19 protein-coding genes and 1 riboswitch are annotated in these 18,824 nt (G+C 64.1%); of the genes, 7 read left to right on the plus strand and 12 right to left on the minus strand.

All coding sequences use genetic code 11. The features are described from left to right. The first annotated feature begins 77 nt into the window (after positions 1-77). On the plus strand, positions 78-1,577 hold the full coding sequence (locus HALO32_RS05505; protein WP_151442775.1) for a CoA-acylating methylmalonate-semialdehyde dehydrogenase: 1,500 nt from the start codon (positions 78-80) through the stop codon (positions 1,575-1,577). A gap of 67 nt (positions 1,578-1,644) precedes the next feature. On the opposite strand, the gene HALO32_RS05510 is transcribed toward HALO32_RS05505, so the two are convergent. Further along, a complete protein-coding gene (locus HALO32_RS05510) occupies positions 1,645-1,992 on the minus strand; it encodes a type II toxin-antitoxin system PemK/MazF family toxin (RefSeq protein WP_151442776.1) in 348 nt (115 codons plus the stop codon). Next, positions 1,982-2,212, minus strand: a complete 231-nt coding sequence (locus HALO32_RS05515) for an AbrB/MazE/SpoVT family DNA-binding domain-containing protein (RefSeq protein ID WP_151442777.1) — start codon at positions 2,210-2,212, stop codon at positions 1,982-1,984. The genes HALO32_RS05510 and HALO32_RS05515 overlap by 11 nt, the downstream gene beginning before the upstream one ends. A gap of 184 nt (positions 2,213-2,396) precedes the next feature. On the opposite strand from HALO32_RS05515, the gene HALO32_RS05520 reads away from it, so the two are divergent. The 4 genes from HALO32_RS05520 (at position 2,397) to HALO32_RS05535 (ending at position 6,212) form a co-directional block, all read left to right on the plus strand. Then, positions 2,397-2,984 (plus strand): peroxidase-related enzyme, encoded by a 588-nt coding sequence (locus HALO32_RS05520; protein WP_151442778.1) that lies wholly within the window; start codon positions 2,397-2,399, stop codon positions 2,982-2,984. A 173-nt stretch (positions 2,985-3,157) separates the two neighbouring features. Beyond that, positions 3,158-3,805, plus strand: a complete 648-nt coding sequence (locus tag HALO32_RS05525; protein WP_192576446.1) for an HNH endonuclease — start codon at positions 3,158-3,160, stop codon at positions 3,803-3,805. A gap of 200 nt (positions 3,806-4,005) precedes the next feature. Then, a riboswitch (TPP riboswitch) is annotated at positions 4,006-4,124 on the plus strand. After that, positions 4,114-5,517, plus strand: a complete 1,404-nt coding sequence (locus tag HALO32_RS05530) for a sodium:solute symporter family transporter (RefSeq protein ID WP_151442780.1) — start codon at positions 4,114-4,116, stop codon at positions 5,515-5,517. Its footprint overlaps the riboswitch before it by 11 nt. Next, positions 5,517-6,212: a TenA family protein gene (locus HALO32_RS05535; RefSeq protein WP_151442781.1), complete on the plus strand. Its 696-nt coding sequence runs from the start codon at positions 5,517-5,519 to the stop codon at positions 6,210-6,212. Before HALO32_RS05530 ends, HALO32_RS05535 begins: the two co-directional genes overlap by 1 nt. 61 nt (positions 6,213-6,273) lie before the next feature. Here the strand turns inward: HALO32_RS05535 and HALO32_RS05540 are convergent, their stop codons facing one another. The 9 genes from HALO32_RS05540 to HALO32_RS05580 all read right to left on the minus strand — a co-directional run bounded on the left by HALO32_RS05540 (position 6,274) and on the right by HALO32_RS05580 (position 13,946). Then, a complete protein-coding gene (locus HALO32_RS05540; protein ID WP_151442782.1) occupies positions 6,274-6,678 on the minus strand; it encodes a helix-turn-helix domain-containing protein in 405 nt (134 codons plus the stop codon). Continuing rightward, positions 6,675-6,968, minus strand: coding sequence for a type II toxin-antitoxin system HigB family toxin (locus HALO32_RS05545; protein WP_151442783.1), 294 nt, complete (start codon positions 6,966-6,968; stop codon positions 6,675-6,677). Before HALO32_RS05545 ends, HALO32_RS05540 begins: the two co-directional genes overlap by 4 nt. 103 nt (positions 6,969-7,071) lie before the next feature. Then, entirely contained in the window at positions 7,072-8,358 is a 1,287-nt protein-coding gene (locus HALO32_RS05550) for a S8 family serine peptidase (RefSeq protein ID WP_192576447.1), read from the minus strand. 197 nt (positions 8,359-8,555) lie between these two features. Then, positions 8,556-9,137: a hypothetical protein gene (locus HALO32_RS05555; protein ID WP_151442785.1), complete on the minus strand. Its 582-nt coding sequence runs from the start codon at positions 9,135-9,137 to the stop codon at positions 8,556-8,558. Next, positions 9,134-9,712 carry an RNA polymerase sigma factor gene (locus HALO32_RS05560; RefSeq protein ID WP_151442786.1) on the minus strand — a complete coding sequence of 193 codons (579 nt, stop codon included), beginning with the start codon at positions 9,710-9,712 and terminating at the stop codon, positions 9,134-9,136. The genes HALO32_RS05555 and HALO32_RS05560 overlap by 4 nt, the downstream gene beginning before the upstream one ends. Beyond that, a complete protein-coding gene (locus HALO32_RS05565) occupies positions 9,709-10,938 on the minus strand; it encodes a hypothetical protein (protein ID WP_151442787.1) in 1,230 nt (409 codons plus the stop codon). The genes HALO32_RS05560 and HALO32_RS05565 overlap by 4 nt, the downstream gene beginning before the upstream one ends. Next, the gene (locus tag HALO32_RS05570; RefSeq protein ID WP_151442788.1) at positions 10,935-12,929 is read right to left on the minus strand and encodes a hypothetical protein; all 1,995 of its coding nucleotides are present in this window, start codon (positions 12,927-12,929) and stop codon (positions 10,935-10,937) included. Before HALO32_RS05570 ends, HALO32_RS05565 begins: the two co-directional genes overlap by 4 nt. Positions 12,930-13,048: 119 nt before the next feature. Then, entirely contained in the window at positions 13,049-13,432 is a 384-nt protein-coding gene (locus HALO32_RS05575; protein ID WP_151442789.1) for a hypothetical protein, read from the minus strand. A gap of 82 nt (positions 13,433-13,514) precedes the next feature. Beyond that, on the minus strand, positions 13,515-13,946 hold the full coding sequence (locus HALO32_RS05580; RefSeq protein WP_151442790.1) for a hypothetical protein: 432 nt from the start codon (positions 13,944-13,946) through the stop codon (positions 13,515-13,517). A gap of 271 nt (positions 13,947-14,217) precedes the next feature. On the opposite strand from HALO32_RS05580, the gene ilvD reads away from it, so the two are divergent. Together ilvD and HALO32_RS05590 are read left to right on the plus strand one after the other, a co-directional pair. After that, the gene (ilvD, locus tag HALO32_RS05585) at positions 14,218-15,906 is read left to right on the plus strand and encodes a dihydroxy-acid dehydratase (RefSeq protein WP_151442791.1); all 1,689 of its coding nucleotides are present in this window, start codon (positions 14,218-14,220) and stop codon (positions 15,904-15,906) included. Between the two features lie 122 nt (positions 15,907-16,028). Next, positions 16,029-16,217: a hypothetical protein gene (locus HALO32_RS05590; RefSeq protein WP_151442792.1), complete on the plus strand. Its 189-nt coding sequence runs from the start codon at positions 16,029-16,031 to the stop codon at positions 16,215-16,217. A gap of 243 nt (positions 16,218-16,460) precedes the next feature. Here HALO32_RS05590 and selD read toward each other — a convergent pair whose 3' ends face one another. Further along, positions 16,461-18,770 (minus strand): selenide, water dikinase SelD, encoded by a 2,310-nt coding sequence (selD, locus tag HALO32_RS05595; RefSeq protein ID WP_151442793.1) that lies wholly within the window; start codon positions 18,768-18,770, stop codon positions 16,461-16,463. Positions 18,771-18,824 lie beyond the last annotated feature (54 nt).

Raw genomic sequence — 18,824 nt, forward strand, 5'->3', positions numbered from 1 at the left:
CTGGGTGATCCGCGACTGCGATCCAGCCACCAGTCGATTCCCGGCAGTGACCGCTTAGATAAAGAGGAGTACGCCCCATGTCCGTTCGCGAAATCCCCATGTATATCGACGGCCAGCCCGTCCAGTCCCAGAGCCAGGAGTGGCGCGAGGTGGTCAACCCGGCCACCCAGGAAGTGGTGGCACGGGTGCCGTTCTGTACCGCCGAGGAGGTGGAGCGCGCCGTGGCCAGTGCCAAGGAGGCCTTCAAGACCTGGCGCAAGATACCGCTGGGCAAGCGCATGCGCATCATGCTCAAGCTGCAGGCGCTGATCCGCGACAACACCGCCGAACTCGCCGCGCTGATCACCGAAGAGCACGGCAAGACCCTGCCCGACGCCGAGGGCGAGGTGGGCCGCGGCCTGGAAGTGGTGGAGCATGCCTGCTCGATCACCTCCCTGCAGCTGGGCGAGCTGGCCGAGAACGCCGCCAGCGAGGTGGACGTCTACACCATGCACCAGCCGCTGGGCGTGGGCGCCGGCATCACCGCCTTCAACTTCCCGATCATGTTGCCGTGCTTCATGTTCCCGCTGGCCATCGCCACCGGCAACACCTTCGTGCTCAAGCCCTCCGAGCAGGATCCGACCTCCACCATGCGCCTGGTCGAACTGGCCCATGAGGCAGGCATTCCGGCCGGCGTGCTCAACGTCGTCCATGGCGGCCCGGACGTGGCCAACCAGATTGCCGACCACACCGATATCAAGGCGCTCTCCTTCATCGGTTCCACCCACGTCGGCTCGCTGCTCTATAACCGTTCCGCCGCCGCCGGCAAGCGCATGCAGTCGATGATGGGGGCCAAGAACCACTGCGTGGTGATGCCGGATGCCAACCGCAGCCAGGCGATCAACAACCTGCTGGGCTCCGCCTTCGGCGCCGCCGGCCAGCGCTGCATGGCCAACTCCGTGGTGGTACTGGTGGGCGAGGCCCGCGAGTGGCTGGACGATATCGTCGAGGGCGCGCGCAACATGACCGTCGGCCCCGGCACCCAGCGTGACGCCGACCTGGGCCCGCTCGTTTCGCCGCAGGCCAAGGAGCGCGTGGAGCGCCTGATCGACGCCGGCGAGAAGGAAGGCGCCAAGCTGATGGTCGACGGCCGCGGCTGTCAGGTGGAAGGCTACCCGGAGGGCAACTTCGTCGGCCCCACCCTGTTCAGTGAGGTGACCGCGGAGATGACCATCTACCGCGAGGAGATCTTCGGCCCGGTGCTGTGCGTGGTGAGCGTCGAGACCCTGGACGACGCCATCGAGTTCATCAATGCCAACCCCAACGGCAACGGTACCTCCATCTTCACCAACTCCGGCTGGGTGGCGCGCCGTTTCGAGACCGACATTGACGTCGGCCAGATCGGCATCAACGTGCCGATCCCGGTGCCGGTGGCCTACTTCAGCTTCACCGGTTCGCGCGGCTCCAAGCTGGGCGACCTGGGCCCCAACGGCAAGCAGGCCATCGCCTTCTGGACCCAGACCAAGACCGTCACCGCGCGCTGGTTCGAGCCGGAGAACGTCTCCAGCGGCATCAACAGCACCATCTCGCTGGGCTGATCCTTCCAGCGCTGCCAACCTACGGCCCCGTCTCGAGAGAGGCGGGGCCGTGCTGTGTCAGAGCCGGTTACTGGATGATTGCTGCCATCAGGGCCCTCAGGGCGCTGATCATTCGGCGTCGGTCGTCCTGCTCAAGTCGTCCAGCCTGGCGGATGATCAGGCGTTCATCCAGAGTGAAGAGCTTCATGCGCACAATGGAAGTCGCGGGTAAGCCTGCGGCATCGAGACCCTGGATTTCGGTATCCAGCGGCCAGGATGAGTTGTTGGCACTGGTGATCATGGCCATCAGGAGCTGTCCTGTAGAGCGGTGAAAGTCCTCGTCAGAAGAGATGACCAGCGCTGGCCGACGCTTTGTCGTGTTCCTGTCGGTGAAAGGAAATGGCACAACCACTACATCGAAGGTCTCAAAGGTCACGATAGGCTTCCTCGTCGGCCTCGGAATTCCACTCGCTCAGGGTTTCTTCCACCGCATGGGTAAATGTCAAGTCGAGCGGTGATGCTTTGCGAAGTCGAATTTCACCGTCTTCGATCTCGAAGCAGATGGTATCGCCGGCGTGGAGGTCCAGTGCCTTGCGGACGTTGCCGGGAATAGTCGCCTGGTATTTGGTGGTCAGCCGACTGCTGGCGGTGGACATGACGACTCTCCTTCCGAACTTTTGAAGTAATACGGTAATGCTAGCCTTGCTACCAGCATGTCGCAATGAAGGGTGGCACCCCTCTCGGCGGTTCGGTTGATCTTGAGCCAATGGCTATATGCTTACGTTAACGTCAACTGCTATCTTGGTGTCTCAACCAGCAACAACAAACCCTGGAGCCACCATGACCCCGCCGATCAGCCGCTTTCCCGTTCCCGAATCGATCCAGGACCTGCCCGCAGACGTGCGCGATGCCATGCTGGCGGTGCAGGAGAAGGCCGGCTTCGTCCCTAACGTCTTCCTGATGCTGGCCCACCGGCCGGCCGAATTCCGCGCCTTCTTCGCCTACCACGACGCCCTGATGGAGCGGGAATCCGACACCCTCACCAAGGCCGAGAAGGAGATGATCGTGGTGGCCACCAGCGCTCGCAACCGCTGCCTCTACTGCGTGGTGGCCCACGGCGCCCTGGTGCGCATCTACAGCAAGGACCCGCTTCTCGCCGACCAGGTGGCCATCAACCACCGCACCGCGCCGATCAGCGAACGCCACCGCGTGATGCTGGACTTCGCCCTCTACTGCGGCCTGGAGGTGGGAGAGCTCACGGACGAATGGGAGGCGCGCCTGAAAACGGCCGGCTTCACCCAGGACGATATCTGGGATATCGGCGCCATCACCGCCTTCTTCGGCCTTTCCAATCGCCTGGTCACTCTCACCGGCACCCCGCCGAACGAGGAGTTCTACCTGATGGGACGGGTGCCGCGGGTGAAGTAAGCAGAATTGGCCACCATTGAGGCTCCAGCGTAGGCTCAAGATTACTTGACTGCGGAGGTCTCATGGCAGCGGAAATAAAGACATGGACTGATCGAGACAGATTGTTGGTGTTATCCCTCTACTGTCGCCTCACGTTCGGGCAGCTTCACCGGGGGCGACCTGAGGTTATCCGGTTGGCCGAACAGATGGGACGCTCGGCCAATTCCGTTGCGATGAAGCTTTCCAACTATGCGAGTCTCGATCCCGAAGTATTGGCACTTGGCAAGAAGGGGCTATCCGGCGCTTCCCACCAAGACCGCTTGCTATGGCAACGCTTCATCGCTGAACCAGAAGCTGTTGCCAGTGAATGCGAGGAGACGTGGTCGAACCTTGGCGAAGAAGTGGCGCTACCCGGCGTTGAGGTTGACTACACCGGACAGGATGCAGCGAGTATCCAGAAACGGCGGGTAGGGCAGTCACTATTTCGCAAAGCAGTGATGATTCGCTATGACACCCGCTGCGTTATTACGGGACTTCGTCATGAGGACTTGCTGATTGCTAGCCATATTGTGCCCTGGCAGGCGCGTCCCGAATGTCGCCTCGATCCCGCCAATGGGCTCTGCCTCAATGCGCTGCATGATCGTGCCTTCGACAAAGGCTTATTGGCTATTGATGGTCGGGGATGTATCCGAATCTCTCCTGAATTGGCTGAGGAAGGGCTGATTGGTCAGCTAAAAGAGCAGCTCAGCGATATCGATGGACAGCCTTTGAAATTGACGGATTCAGTGTTTCCCAACCGCGACTATCTCGATTGGCATTTTCGAGAGTGCTATCGGCGCTAACTGCCTTGGAAGATTGAAGTTGACCCGGCTCGGTGGACACCCGCAGGCGCTCCGTGGCGACGTTGTCGAAGGCGCTTTAGGGCCTCTCGTAGTTCCGGCACGGGGTGGTCGACACGGCGAGGTAGCGCTATGATGCTCCTCGATCCCCTCAATATCGGCCATCCCGGCTATGGATTGAGGCGCGATCCCACAATCCATTCATTTGTCGCCAGGGGAGTCCCGCTGCCTTATGCGCCGGCTGGGCTGAGAGAGCGCACTGCGCTGACCCTGGAACCTGATCCGGTTCATACCGGCGGAGGAAGTGCGACATGCCCTACCTGACGTCTGCCGTGCTCGGCGCGGCGCTCTTGTGCTTTGCTGTTCTGGGCCTGAGGGCCCGCTGGGCCGATGGCCCCCTCGATGACTACGTGACCGCCCGCAACTCCCAGGGCGCCCAGGCCATCGGCCTGTCGTTCCTGGCGTCCAGCATGGGTGCCTGGATCCTCTTCGCGCCGCCGGAGATCGGCGCCTTCGTGGGGCCGGTGGCCCTGGCCGGCTATGCCATCGGTTCGTCGCTGCCCTTTCTGGTGCTGGGGCTCTATGGCCCCGCCATCCGTCGCTATCTCCCGCAAGGCCGCAGCATCGGCGAGTTCGCCGAGGCCTGCTACGGCGTCGGGGTAAGGCGCTGGGTCTCCTTCGTCTCCGTGGCCTACATGGCCTGCTTCCTGGCGGCCGAGCTCACCGCCATCGGCGCCATCGCCGCGCTGCTCTCCGATGTGCCGCCGTCGCTGGTGATTCTCGGCCTGGCGGTCGTCACCCTGGCGTACACCACGGTGGGTGGCCTGCGGGCAAGCCTGGCGACGGATCGCTGGCAGGCGTGGCTGCTGCTGGCCCTGCTGGTGCTGGTCGGCGGCGTGGCCTGGTGGTGGCTGCCGCCCATGCCGGCCGAGGCGGTGATGCCCTCGGTTCCCGCCGGTAGCGCGCTCTCCGTGGCGCTGACGCTGGTGATCGCGGTCACCGCGGCCAACCTCTTCCATCAGGGCTACTGGCAGCGTATCTGGGCGGCCGAGGACGACCGTGCGCTGGGTCGCGGGGCGCTGCTGGGCGCGACCAGCAGCCTGCTGGTGGTGATGGCCATCGGCGGGCTCGGCATGCTGGCGGCCATGCAGGGTCTGGCACTGGGCGAGCCACCGATTCCCTTCTTCGCGCTGCTCTCCGCGGCACCGGCCTGGCTGGGCCTGCCGGCGCTGGTGCTGGCGGTAACCCTGGTGGCTTCCAGCGTGGATACCCTGCAGAACGCCATCGCCTCCATGGCGGTGGCCAGCTCCGGGCGGCGCGGGCTTTCGGTGCGAGCAGCCCGGCTGGCCACGGTGGCGCTGATGGTGCCGGTGGTATGGGTGGCCCTGCAGGGCTTCTCGGTGCTGCGCCTGTTCCTGATCGCCGACCTGCTGTGCGCCGCCATCGTGGTGCCGGTGCTGCTGGGCCTGTGGCAGCGCATGTCGCCGCTGGCAGCGGTGGGTGGCGGCCTGGCGGGCCTGTTCGGCGCGGTGCTGCCGGGGTGGGTTACCCAGGGCAGCCTTTCCGCGGGCGTACTCGCGGCCAGTTTCCCTGGCAGCATCCCGACCCTGGCACCCTTCCTGGGCGCACTGCTCGCTTCCACCCTGGTCAGCCTGCTGATCGCCTGGCTGCGTCCGGGGGTGCGACTTCACCTGGCAAGCAAGGGAGACACCTGATGACGACTCGTTCTGACTGGAATACCTGGGCCGCTGGCCGGGAATCGGCCCGTATCACCGATTGGCTGCGCGAGATCAGCGAGCCCGACTGGTCGGCCACGGTGAACCACCCGCTGTTCGATGCACTGGCCGAGGGGCGGTTGTCGAAAGGTGACTTCGCCGCCTATATGGTGCAGGACTACGGCTTCGTCGACCCCTTCACCGCGCTGCTCGGCCACGCCATCGGCCAGGCACCGAGCATGGATGACCGAGTGGTGCTGGGGCAGTTCATGGGCATGCTGACCAGCGACGAGAACAGCACCTTCCAGCGTACCTTCGAGGCCTTCGATGTGCCCCGGGCCCAGCGCGAGGCGCCGGACTACCTGCCGGAGACCCGGGCGTTCCGTGAACTGCTGCACGATACCGGACGGGGCGGCCGCTACGCCGAGATCCTGGCCGTGCTGGTGGTCACCGAGTGGCTCTATCTCGAGTGGGCGCTGCGCGTCACCCGTGTCGACGGGCTTCATCCGCTGATGGCCGAATGGATCGACCTGCACGACAATCACGCCTTCCAGGAATTCGTCACCTGGCTGCGTCGTCGTCTGGACGAGGAAGCGGAGACGCTCGATGACGCTTCCTTCGCCCGCATGGCCGAGCGCTTCTGCGACACCGTGGTGCTGGAGCGTCGCTTCCACGACGCCGTGCCGCCAGGCTGAACGGGTTCAAGAGAGGAGGAGCAAGGCCCACGCCTGTCATCCGGCATGGGCCTTGCGATGCTCACTCGAGGAAAAGGTCGGCAGGCAGGCCGAAGCGCTGGGTCAGCGCCTTGATCTGGCGCACATTCAGGCGCCGCTTGTTAGCCAGAATCTCGGAGATCATTGATTGAGTTCCGACCTCCGGCAGACTTGACTGGTCCATGCCATGCCACTGCATCAGATGCCGCAGCATGTCGGCTCCCCGGACATCCGGCATCGGGTGCCGAGTCTCGTCGTACTCTTCGACTAGATCACCCATGTGCGAGGCAAGGCTAGCCAGGGGGTGCTCCTCGTCGTCTCCGACCAGTTGCAGCAGTTCATCTAGTGCCGCGACCAGGGGGTCGTAATCATCCTCGGTCTCGGGGGCGTTTAGCAGGGGCGCCACGAAGCGCCAGTGGGCGGCTGCCTGTTGGACGATGCTGGTCATGCTCTCTCCTTCCAGTGCCCCTTCTCGTATTCGGTGTGATCAAGGATGTGCTGGATATAGATCTTCTTGAATCGGTAGTGCACCACGGCGATCAGACGAATCTTGTTGCCGCCGATATAGAATACATGCTGTCCACCAACCTTGTCGGTGGCCGGGAATAGCGACTTCATCTCGGCAAAGCAGCTGGGCTCGCTCGCTCTCATCAGTCGATACCAGGCATCCAGTGCAGAAGCGGTCTGAGGCCAACGATCCTTGGCTTCCCAGATTCGTTTCTGAGTGATGATATGCATGCCAACTCGCGTATCGCAATATGCGATAAAGTATAGTCCTCATCATCCGGAGCGGCAATGTCTCTTCGGCGACGAGGGGTGGCGGACACGTACCGGCAATGGCTCATCCACAGGCGGCTGGCCATCGCACCAGCCCCCAGCCATAGCTGTCATCCTTTCCTTTCGGGCCGAGATCCAGTGCCGACTCGCGTGCATTCTGCCCCCAGTCCTGACCCAGGCGTTTCTCCGCCAGAAGGGCAGCAAGCACGAAAGGGGCCGCGAACGAGGTGCCGGTATGATAGGCAGTGCCGGTCTCGCTGGCTGCCCAGACCTGGACGCCGGGAGCAGTGAAGTCGATATAGGGCCCGCGGTTGGCCTGTCGATAGAGTTGCCGGCTGGCATCAACGGCCGTTGCGGCAAAGACGCCGGGCTGCGCGGCTGGATAGGTGGGAGAGGCCCCTGGCCCCTGGTTGCCTGCCGAGGCCACCAGGAGCACATCTCGGGCCAGCAACCTGTCCAGTGCCAGATCGAGCAGGCGATTATACGGGCCGCCAAGTCCCAGGTTGATGGCCTCGACCCCTTGGCCGAGCAGCCAGTCGAGGCCGGCAAGCAGGATATCGGTGGTGGTGTCGGGGCGAGGGTCACCCTGTCGAAACACCGCTGCCACCGAGACTCTCGCTCGCGGCATCATGGGCAGGAATCCCATCTCGTGATTACCTACCCAGAGGCTGGCAATGGCAGTGCCATGTCTTCTGGAGGCAGGTGGCGAGGGTGCCAGCTGCAGGAGTTTGATATCTCGGCCGATCAGAGCCGGATGCTGAAGGTTGACGGCGGTGTCGAGAAGTCCGACGTGGGCGTCGGAAAGGCAACCGGTTTCGGCGTGGCTGAACTGGATCATCCCTTGTGCCATCTGCTGTCGCGAGGCCAGTAGTCCATAGCGATGATTCAACTCCAGCTGCAGTCGGGGCAGGCGCTGCGTGGCGATCTGAAGCTGACGCCTGGCGTCGCTGTCCGCGGGCAAGCGGAAGACGCTGAGCACCATGTCGAGGTGCTCCAGCGCCTGGCGATGCTTGATGCGAAACCGAAGCGCGCCGAGGTCGCGTGCGGCCTGGATTGCCTCTGGCATGCTGGAAGATACCAGGAGCAGCTCTTCGGGCTCGTATTCCTGGTCAACGGCTGCTCTGGAGGGCGTCGGGTCCGCCGGCGTTCTATAGCCGGGCAAGGGCAGGCTCGACGGTCCCTGACCCATCAGGCTACCTCGATCGGGTGGGGCGCGGTGGCGGATTTCTCGTTCCTCCTCCCTCCGTTCGCCGGCGCGCGGCATGGGGGTATCGCCGGCATTTTCCCGTGCCGAACGAGAGTCATCCTGGTCGGTCGTCTTGATCTCCTCGAGATCTCGTTCATGGGTCACTGCGTCGGCAGTTCCTTGGCTCACGGCAGTGGGCCGGCTCGGGGATGGGGGCTCTTCCCGTTCCAGTGATTGCGGAACTCGTTCCGAAGCGAGGGACGCGGCGCTGATGGCCAGCAGTCCACACAGTGCCAGGCCGGTCAGTCGGCGGGCTCGGGCAGCATGCCGGGCTGCCTTGTTGAGCGATGATCTGGAGGTCCTCATGGCAGGTTGGCCTCTTCGACGAGCGCACTCTCGAGCAACTGGTCCCTGATGCTGACGGCGTCACTGTCTCCCGGCAGCCGCAGCGTATAGATGCCGAGCGCGCCCGGTCCTTCGACGATGTGGGCCGCATGGGGCTGCAGTAGCGCTTGCAACTGGGCGATGGTGGTATCCGGCGTGAAGACGACCTGAAGCCGAGGCGCGTCGGGTTCAGGGCTCCCCGACAGCAGTTCCCATTGTGTGTCGTCGGAGCCGGTGAACACCACCAGGCTCGCCTGTATCGCGACCACCAGGCAGGCCGCCAGCGCCAACCCTCTCCAGAAACGCTGTCCTCTGTTGCGGGGAGAAGGGGCCTCCGGAAGGCTCTGCTCCTGCTGGATGTCGCGCTTCAGCCGGGCCAGCCCCAGTTCCATCGGCGGTGCCTCCTGATCCTGCTGCCACCCCTGTTTCACCATGCGCAGGAGCTCCACTTCGCGGGCGAGTTCGGGGTCGTCGGCAATAGCGTCCTGCATCCGCTGGCGCTGGGTGCCTTCCAGCCTGTCGTTCACATACAGGGCCAGTCGTTCATCGTCGTTGTTCACTTGGTCCTCCGGCCGACCCGCGTCAGCTCCCGTTTTATCGACTTCTTGGCATGAAAGACGCGCGATTTGACTGTGCCCTCCGGTATATCCAGGATCTCGCCGATATCGCGATAGTCGAGCTCCTCGAAGAACACCAGGTGCAGTATTTCCCGGTGTTCGGGAGTCAGCCGAGACAGGCAATCGTTCAACTTCGCCCTGTCACTGGCGGCCTCGATGGCTGCCTCAATGTCGGCGTTGGGCGTCTCGTCGGGAAGGCTCTCGTCGATCTCCTCGAACGGCCGTCGGCCCTGTTGGCGCCAGTAGTCCAGCACCCGATGATGGGCGATCCCCAGCAGCCAGGTGGTCGCCCTGGACTGCCCGCGGAAACCACCTGCCGCCCGCCAGACTTCGAGCATGGTGTCATTGAGTAGGTCGTTGGCCACGAACGGATCGTTCAATCTGGACAGCAGGAAGCGATATACACGCTGCTGGTGGCGACGATAGAAGTGCTCCAGGGCCGTCATGTCCCGGTGGGCCATGGCGGCAAGCAGCGCGCTATCGTCGCGACTGTCCAGGCTGAATTCGGCCACCATCATGGGCGAATCGGTTCGAGCGGGCTGGCAGCCAGCACCTGGCCGTCGAGGTCGATGGCCACGATTCGCCAGTAGTACTGCTCTCCCGGCCGCAGTCGGTTCAGTATGGTGGCGCTGGGTGACGCCTCCCGGCGCTGGCCACTCAGGAGCTGCCCGGTAGTCGGTGAGCGCTCCAGCTCGATCGGTTGTATGCCGTCGGGGTCGGAGGCCTCGACGCCAGGAGAGTCCCCTGGCCAGCCAGCATAGAACTCAAGCTGGTAGGCATGGCTATCCGGCACCGGCTCCCAGCGGAAGCGGCTGTTGCGGGTCAGCGGGCTGGCGGATTCGGTGGGCCAGAGCCGGATGGCGGGTACCTCGTTGCCACGTTGCAGCGCTGCATCGCTGACGCGGTAGCTCAGCGTCGGCAGGTCATCGATGACGTCGGGAGGTAGAAAACGCAGGCGAAGTCGGTATAGCCCGGAACTCGTGTTGGGGAGCTGGGGCGAGGTCAGGATGACTTCGCTGCCGCCGATATAGCGTCGCACGACCTCCAGCGGCACATAGATGGGCTGACCGTGAGTACTGGCCGGGGTGGCAACTTCCCATACGGCATTGAGCAAGCCGGCGCCCCGGTAGCGGATACGTGCCGTCGCCTGCAGGGGAGCGTCGGGCCGGATGACCTCGCTCAGCGTGCCAGCCTGAAAGGAGAGGGTCACGCTCTGGATGTCGATGCTGTTTGCTGCTCCGAACTCTCCTTGCCGTGGCTGTTCGCCGCGTCCCGGAACGGCTTGTTCCAGGCGGATCACCTGTACGCCCGAGCCGGGTTCGGAACCCTCCAGCTGGAAGTCACGCACATAGTAGAACTCGCGGGCACCAGCTGCTGCCGCGGCCCGGCTCACGGCGGCGGGAACCCGCAGGCTTTCGTTGAGACGAAAATCGACGCCGCGGTCTTCCGAGACAGGTTGCAGCGTCTGCATCAATGTCGTCGAGGCAACCCCGAGCGTGCGTCCGCCGAAGGGATTCCCCAGCATGAATCGGCCCTGAGTCGACAGCAGGGTCATGCCGCGGCGAGGCGAGCCGAGGATCTCGCCTCGCCAGACAAGCGCCACTCGACTATCGACACCAACCGTTGCCTCGCGCTGGCTGCTGCAGGAAAAGCGTCCCTCGCAGACCGATATCATTTGGCTCTGAGCCGTGCCGCTGATGACCATGGCCAGCAGCAGGATCATGATGGTTCCCAGGATTTTCATGGCCGCGTGCTCGGGTAGAGGTTCGGGAGGGTGGTCTGGACCTTCAGCCAGATCTGATCTTCGTTCAGGGTATCGGTCCCCGACAGCCTGTCACGCAGCTGGTTACCGGAATAGCTCAGCGTGAGCTCCAGACCAGGTCGGTTGGTATCGGCTTTACGCAGGGTCCAGTTGAGCTGACCACTGGCATAGCGGCTTACCTGGCGCTGGGCAAAGTAGGGGTCGTCCTCGGCATTGTAGTGATCGAGGGTGATATCCAAGCGTGCAGAGAGGCGGTCCGGAATCAACTCGGCCGTTGCCCCGAGGCTATAGAGCTGCTGGTCGGTGCTTTCCCCTCCTGCCCGATAGCGGGTTCGAGTATCCTGAACCCCGGCCGTGAGGTAGTAGCTATCGGACAGCTCAAGGCCCAGTTGCCAACCGAGGTGCTGCAGGTCTGTATCCGGTTGCCAACCGGTATGATCGGTCAGCCGTTCCATGCCGGCATCCACCGACCAGTTCCAGCGCTCTTTCTGGAAGCTGGCACCGAACTGAACCCCCTCGGTCGTGAGGTCTTCGGGGAAATAGCTGGAGGGTGTCGACAGGTCTTTTCGCCTGGATCGATCCAGCGACAGGGTATAGCTGGGTTGGCCCAGATAGGCGAGAATGCTGCCCGGTTCCGGTTCCTCATAGTCGCTGTAGCCGAGCTGGGCATTCCAGCGTCGGGTTTCCGTGGTCGGATAGCTGGCATTGCTGTCGACGTTATCCTCTTCTACCGTGAAGCTGGTATCCCAGAACCACTTGTCACGCTCGCCGGAAACAAACAGTCGGCGCATGTACAGATCATTGGGAAGCGCCCGGTGAGCAAGGCTGCGGTAGAAGGCTCCCACTTTCTGGGCCTCGGCGCCGAAACTCCAGTGGATAGGCGTTTCGGCCTCCGATGGCTCGGGATCCAGGGTTATCAGTCCCGACCAGGCGTTGTCCTCCACCGCCTCGAAGCCGAAATCGCGCCCGTCGAAATCGTAGCGACTGGTGGCATGTTCGAATCGCATGCGCAGCGATCTATCAAGGAAGAAGCCATCCATGACGGCATTCCAGGCATCCCCGTCGTGGACCCGGTTGACCGGGTTCGCCGACCACTTGCTGGCGCTTGTGCTGCTTACGCGCCCACTGAGATAGGTACTGCTGAACTGGATCTCCGTGCTGTCTCCAGGCTCCCAGCGAGTCTGCCAGCGGCCACCCGTGATGCGGTTGTCGTCATCATCCAGTCCGATGCCGTCACGCAGGCCCAGATTTCGGGTGCTGCTCATGCTGAACAGCCTCATGTCACTCTGTAGATCGTCGAGACTTACATCGCCGGCCATGCCACGTTGCTGATAGCCGTCCATGATCAGGCTGGTGTCACCCATTTGTTGGTCACCTGCGGCAACCCTGGCTGTTTCGGTTTCTGCCAGTAGGGTCATGCGCGTCATGTCCAGATGCCGGCCTGTGGTGCCCTGGCTGGCTCGGTTGACATACTCCAGGTCGGCATGACCCTCGATACGCAGATGATCCGCCTCCAGTTCCGAGTACCATTGGCTGAAGCCGCTGGCATTGAACGCTTCCGGCCCCGCCATGTTGTGCTCTGCCAGCCGCTGGTTGGCGGTCAACTCAGAGTTGCCTTCGACCGTGATAGCCTTGAAGGCGGCGGTCTGGCGTACCTGGAAGGTCCAGTAGCCAAGCTCTTCTACCGAGCCATCCTCGCCGTAGTACATCAGGCGAAGCTCATGTTCTTCGGCGGACATGGCTCTTACCGGTTGATAGCGAAGACTCAGCGATTTCCAGGTCACCATCTCGGTGACATCGATGCTATCGAGCTCCAGGCGAATGAATGGCTTCCATTCCGGGGCGACGGCATCGGAGAAATCCAGTTTCAGTGCATCCTTCGGGCGATAAAAACCTTGAGTTTCCGGCTTGTCCAGCGTGGCTGACAACTGTCCGACCTGGGGTGATGCCAGCGCCATGAGTGGTATCAGCATCAGCAATGGTGTCAAGGAGCGAGCCAGGTTCATTGTATGTACCGCCCTGATTATTGTTTGTTGTTGGCTGGCTTGCCGTCACCATGAACTGGTTCGCGGGCATCAGCCGAGCGATTCATTTACTCCGAGGGGCGCCCCGTGCGGGCACTTCGCTTGGAGATACTGGCTGGTGTTGGGCAGCCCATCACGGCGGAATTTACCCGCTTTCCGCCTGAACGCTGGCAGACGTCAATGTCACGAGCGAGCTCTCTGGAAGCGCGAACGACGGTAGGGTTGTTGCCTGCAATATTTCCTTCGTTTCGGCACAAGATATCGGCGTTGGTCACGGCGCCTTCCAGGTTGGAATGGATGGAAAAAGTGGTCTCATCCTCACAGACGATGACGAAATGCTGGGATCCCAGCTGGTGGATGTTGTAGGCCGAAGCGGTGGGGATCATCATTGTCATGCCTGCCAGGCAAACCAGGATGAAAACAAGTCGCGATCTTCTTGCAGGGGACGTCATGAATATCTCCCGAGTTTCCCATGGCGAGGTGATGAGCAGTGGCCATGCTTCAGTTGTCGCATGGCCACTGATTTACTTCGAATTATTCGCGACTCCTTTTCATCTCCTCGATGGATACCTTGCCTGCACCGCCACCTCCGCTTTCGGCTTGACGAAGTAGTTTGGGGCTTGCCTTGTCGATGCATTTCACGGCGTTTCGCTCGACCTTCTCGCCACGCCCCCGCTGACATTGTTGCACGGTTCGGGCCAACTCACGGTCGGCAGGAAGAACGTCGGTACCGCCTCCACCGCCGACGATGCCGCCATGGCCCTCGCAGAGGGCTTCCCCGACGATGCCGATACCCCCGGGGCCGCCGCCATAGGAAAAGATCTGACCATCTGCACAGATAATGGCGTATAGCCGGTCTTCCAGCTTGTAGACGGTATAGGCCGAAGCAGAGGGGATGGTGAGAGCGCCAAATGCCAGGCCGAGAACCATGGCGCTGATACCGGTTCGAGAGAATCTGGGTTTCATGATGACCTCCAGGACACTGTTTTTCGTTTGCAAAGGCTTGCGGTGTTCGCAGGTAGGTCGTTGGAGCGTGAAGAAAGGTTCACTCGTTTTTTTTTGGTCCGCGCCTCACGCCCTGTTTTTAGCCTAGTTTCATTAGCAAGGACTGCAAGACACCTGGAGGATATACTTGCTCGTACAACCCGGAGGAGTGCTCTCCCGGGGGAGTTGTCAGAGCAGGCCGGGAGGGGCACTCTTTGGGTAACAATCATGATCGACCGAAGGAGAGTACCGCATGACCGATACCCACCAGGATCTCCGCCGCCGCCACTCCGCCGAGGTGGTGGACGGGGTCGGCAAGTCCGCCAGCCGCGCCATGCTGCGCGCGGTGGGCTTCACCGACGAGGATTTCAGGAAGCCCCAGGTGGGCATCGCCTCTACCTGGAGCAACCTCACGCCCTGCAACAGCCATATCGACGATCTGGCGCGCCGGGCCAGCGACGGCGCCGATGCGGCCGGCGGCAAGGGGGTGATCTTCAACACCATCACCATCTCGGACGGCATCGCCAACGGCACCGAGGGCATGAAGTATTCGCTGGTCTCGCGGGAGGTGATCGCCGACTCCATCGAGACGGTGGCCGGCTGCGAGGGGTTCGATGGCCTGGTGGCCATCGGCGGCTGCGACAAGAACATGCCGGGCTGTCTGATGGGGCTGGCGCGCCTCGACCGACCGAGTGTCTTCGTCTACGGCGGTACCATCCTGCCCGGCAAGGGCCACACCGACATCGTCTCGGTGTTCGAGGCCATGGGCGCCTACAGTCGCGGCGACCTGGACCTGATCGAGGTGAAGCAGATCGAGGAGACGGCGATCCCCGGCCCCGGCTCCTGCGGTGGCATGTACACCGCCAATACCATGGCCTCGGCCATCGAGGCGCTGGGCATGAGCCTGCCCGGCAGCTCGGCGCAGAACGCCGTTTCCAACGACAAGAGTGAAGACTGCGAGGCGGCCGGCGCCGCGGTGCTCAAGCTTCTGGAGCGTGACATCAAGCCCTCCGACATCATGACGCGTCAGGCCTTCGAGAATGCCATCACCGTGGTGATCGCCCTGGGCGGCTCCACCAACGCGGTGCTGCACCTGATCGCCATGGCCAGCACCATCGGGGTGGAGCTGTCGCTCGAGGACTTCACCGAGATCGGCCGGCGCGTGCCGGTGGTCGCCGACCTGCGGCCCAGCGGCCACTACATGATGAGCGAGCTGGTGGCGATCGGCGGCATCCAGCCGCTGATGAAGACCCTGCTCGATGCCGGCCTGCTGCACGGCGACTGCCTGACGGTGACCGGCCAGACACTGGCCGAGAACCTGTCCGATGTCGCCCCTTATCCCGATGAACAGAAGATCATCGCCCCGCTGGACCGCCCGGTGAAGGCCGAAAGCCACCTGCGTATCCTGCACGGCAACCTGGCGCCGGAGGGGGCGGTGGCCAAGATTACCGGCAAGGAGGGCACACGCTTTTCCGGCTCGGCGCGGGTGTTCGGCTCCGAGGAGGAGGCCCAGGCACGCATCAACGACGGCACCGTGGTGGCCGGCGACGTGGTGGTGATCCGCTACGAGGGGCCCCGAGGCGGACCCGGCATGCGTGAAATGCTCACCCCGACCTCGGCGATCATGGGCCGGGGGCTGGGCAGCGAGGTGGCGTTGATCACCGACGGGCGCTTCTCCGGCGGCAGCCACGGGTTCGTGGTGGGCCACGTGACGCCCGAGGCCTTCGACGGTGGTCCTCTGGCGCTGGTGGAGGATGGCGACCGCATCACCATCGACGCCGAAGCCGATACCATCGACATCGACCTCTCCGACGAGGAGCTCATGCGTCGCCGCGCGGCCTGGCGCCAGCCGGCGCCGCGCTATACGCGCGGGGTACTGTCGAAGTACGCGCGGACGGTGAGTTCGGCCTCCACCGGGGCGGTGACCGACCAGCCGGAGTGAACGAGACAAGCAAAGGGGCAGTGCGTGCGAGGCTTTTCCTGTCCGAGGGCTGCCTTGTACGCTTATCACTGAGGTTCCAGCTGATCCATTGCAACAACACTCAGTCAGCGACAGGAGGCAGCATGCCGAAAGCCGGACCCAAGCAAGCCAGAGTCGAGCCGATCCGTGAAGCCGAAGATCCCAACCTGCCGGTCGTCGGTTGGCATGTCATCGACGAGACGGATCCGCAAAACGAGATCGCTGTCTCGCAGCATGACACCGAAGCGGACGCCATCCGCGCTGCGGAGGAGTACGAGCAGCGCGAGCAGTGAGAATGGCCAGCAGCAGCCAGCTAGCGGTCGAGTAACCCGGCCCGTTCCGAGAAAGCCGTAGAAGTCGATCAAGAAGGATTCGTTCGCGTGGCGGGCAAGGCCGCCGCCAACGCGCAGTACGCCCCTGCCGGGAGACCGGCAGGGGCGTACTGCGTCAGGGTGCGAAGGGCCAAGCCGGCCACTATCTGAGGTTGCCGAGCATCTGGCGGCATCCGGGGGTGCCGTCGACCTCGGTCGCCCCCTTCAATCCGTCAGTTGGATGGGTTCCAGCGCCTTACCCGGGTCGAGTACGCGGCCGATGATCGCGGCTCGGGTGTAGCCCAGGGCGTGCAGGGCCGCGAGACACGCCTCGGCGCGTTCGGCGGGTACACCGGCGAGCAGGCCCCCGGCGGTCTGGGGGTCGAAGAGCAGCGGGTAGCGGGGGTGCTCGACCCAGTCGGCCTGGTCGCGGATGGCCCGTCGCAGGCGTACGTTGGCGGACTGCAGGGAGCTCAGGATGCCGGCGGCCACCGTCTCCTCCGCGCCTTCCAGCAGCGGCAGGGCCGCCAGGGCGAGCTCGGCCTCCACGCCCGAGGGGCGGGTCATCTCGACCAGGTGGCCCAGCAGGCCGAAGCCGGTGAGGTCGGTGCAAGCGGTGGCGCCGTTCTCGCGCAGGCAGCTCGCCGCCTGGCGGCTGGACTGGCACATGCTCGCCAGAGCGGCATCGATCCAGCGCCCTCGGGCGGCCAGCCTGGCATGGGCGGCGAACAGCGTGCCGGTCCCCAGGGGCTTGGTGAGGATCAGCGTCTGGCCGGGGCGCAGGCCGCCTTTGGTCAGCATCGACTCGCTCGCGCCGTCGTCGCCGCCGGCATCGATCAGGCCATTGACGGCGAAGCCCAGGGCCAGCTCGCTGCCCTCGCCGGTGTGCCCGCCGACCAGGGTGCAGCCGGCCTCGTTGAGCACCTCCACGGCGCCGCGCATCATCTGGTAGATGGTGTCCTCCACCTTGGCCTCGAGGCCCTGGGGCACCGTGGCCACGGCGGTCGCGGTCTGCGCCTCGGCGCCCATGGCGAAGATGTCGCCCAGGGCGTGGTTGGCGGCGACCTTGCCGAACACGTAGGGGTCGTCGATGAAGGCGCGGAAGAAGTCGATGGTGTGCACCATGTCCTTGCCCGGCGGAACCCTTACCACCGCGGCGTCGTCCGGGGCATGCAGGCCGACACGCACCTCGTCGCGCGCCACCGGCTCGAGAGACGCCAGGGCCCGGGAGAGCACCGAGGCGCCCACCTTGGCCCCGCAGCCGCCGCAGCGCATGGCGATGGCGGATATCGCCTGGGCATTCTCCTCCTCGTCCAGCACCACCCGGCTGACACCGGGAGCCTGCATGCTCTTCTCGTTCATGGGCGGCAGGTCGTTGAAGCGGGCCATGAAGCGCCGGTCGATACCGTCCTTCCAGCGCCACACCCAGTCGCCTGCCAGGCACAGCCCGCCCCGGGAGGCCACGGCGTGGCGGTCGCCGGTGCTGATCAGGGCCAGCCATTTCGCCTGGGGGTGGTAGGGCGTCAGGGGGCGACCGGTCACCGCGGCGCGCAGGTTGTCGGCCAGCGGCTTGCCCTGGCGCACGGCGAAGACCCCGGCCTTCTCGCGGGGATGGTTGACCTGGCTGGCGATGTCGCCGGCGGCGAAGATGCGCGAGTCCGACGGCGAGCGCAGGGTGTCGTCGACCTGAATGAAGCCGTCATCATCGAGGGCCAGCCGGGTGTCGCGCAGCCAGGTGGCGCCGCCGGCGTTGGTCACCCAGACGATCTCGTCGACGGGGTGCCAGCTGCCGTCGGCGGCCTGCAGGCGGCCCGCCTCAACGTCGACGACCTCGGTGGCGGTGTGCACCTCGACGCCACGGCAGGCCAGGGTATCGCGGAAATGCGCTCGCACCCGCGCATTGTGGGTCGGCAGGATCTGCTCGCCGCGAGTGAAAAGGGCAAAGGAGAGCTCGGTCGGGTCGCGCCCCCGGGCGGCCAGTTCCCTTGTCAGTCGATACTGCATGGCCAGCAGCAGCTCCACGCCGCCGGCGCCGCCGCCGACCACCGCGACCCGGGTGTGCCCTCCATGCGTCTCGATGCGCTGGAGCAGCCGCTGCCAGCGATCGTTGAACTGGTGGATCGGCTTGACTGGGATCGCATGCTCGTCGGCGCCGCTGACCGCCTCCACGCGCGGCGTCGAGCCGATATTGATCGACATCCAGTCATAGGGGACCGGGGGGCGTGAACGGCAGAGCACGGTCTGCGCCTCGTGGTCGATGCCGATGGCCTCGTCGCTGAAGAAGCGTGCGCCGGCATATTCCGCCAGCCGGCGCAGGTCGATATGCACGTCGTCGTAGGTGTAATGCCCAGCGACATAGCCCGGCAACATGCCTGAATAGGGGGTATGAGTATCGCGGCAGATCAGGGTGAGCCTGACGCCCGGCTCCGGATTCATGGCGAAGCGCTTCAGCACCCCCACGTGGGTGTGCCCGCCGCCGACGAGGACGATATCCCGTAACGCTTGTAACCCCGGGGGCTGCTGGGGTGGCTGCATGGTCAGGCTCGCTTCGCATAGATGGGGCATGGGGTTGCGACGTCATTCTAAAGG

It is taken from the genome of Halomonas lysinitropha, from assembly GCF_902500215.1.
Taxonomy (GTDB): domain Bacteria; phylum Pseudomonadota; class Gammaproteobacteria; order Pseudomonadales; family Halomonadaceae; genus Halomonas; species Halomonas lysinitropha.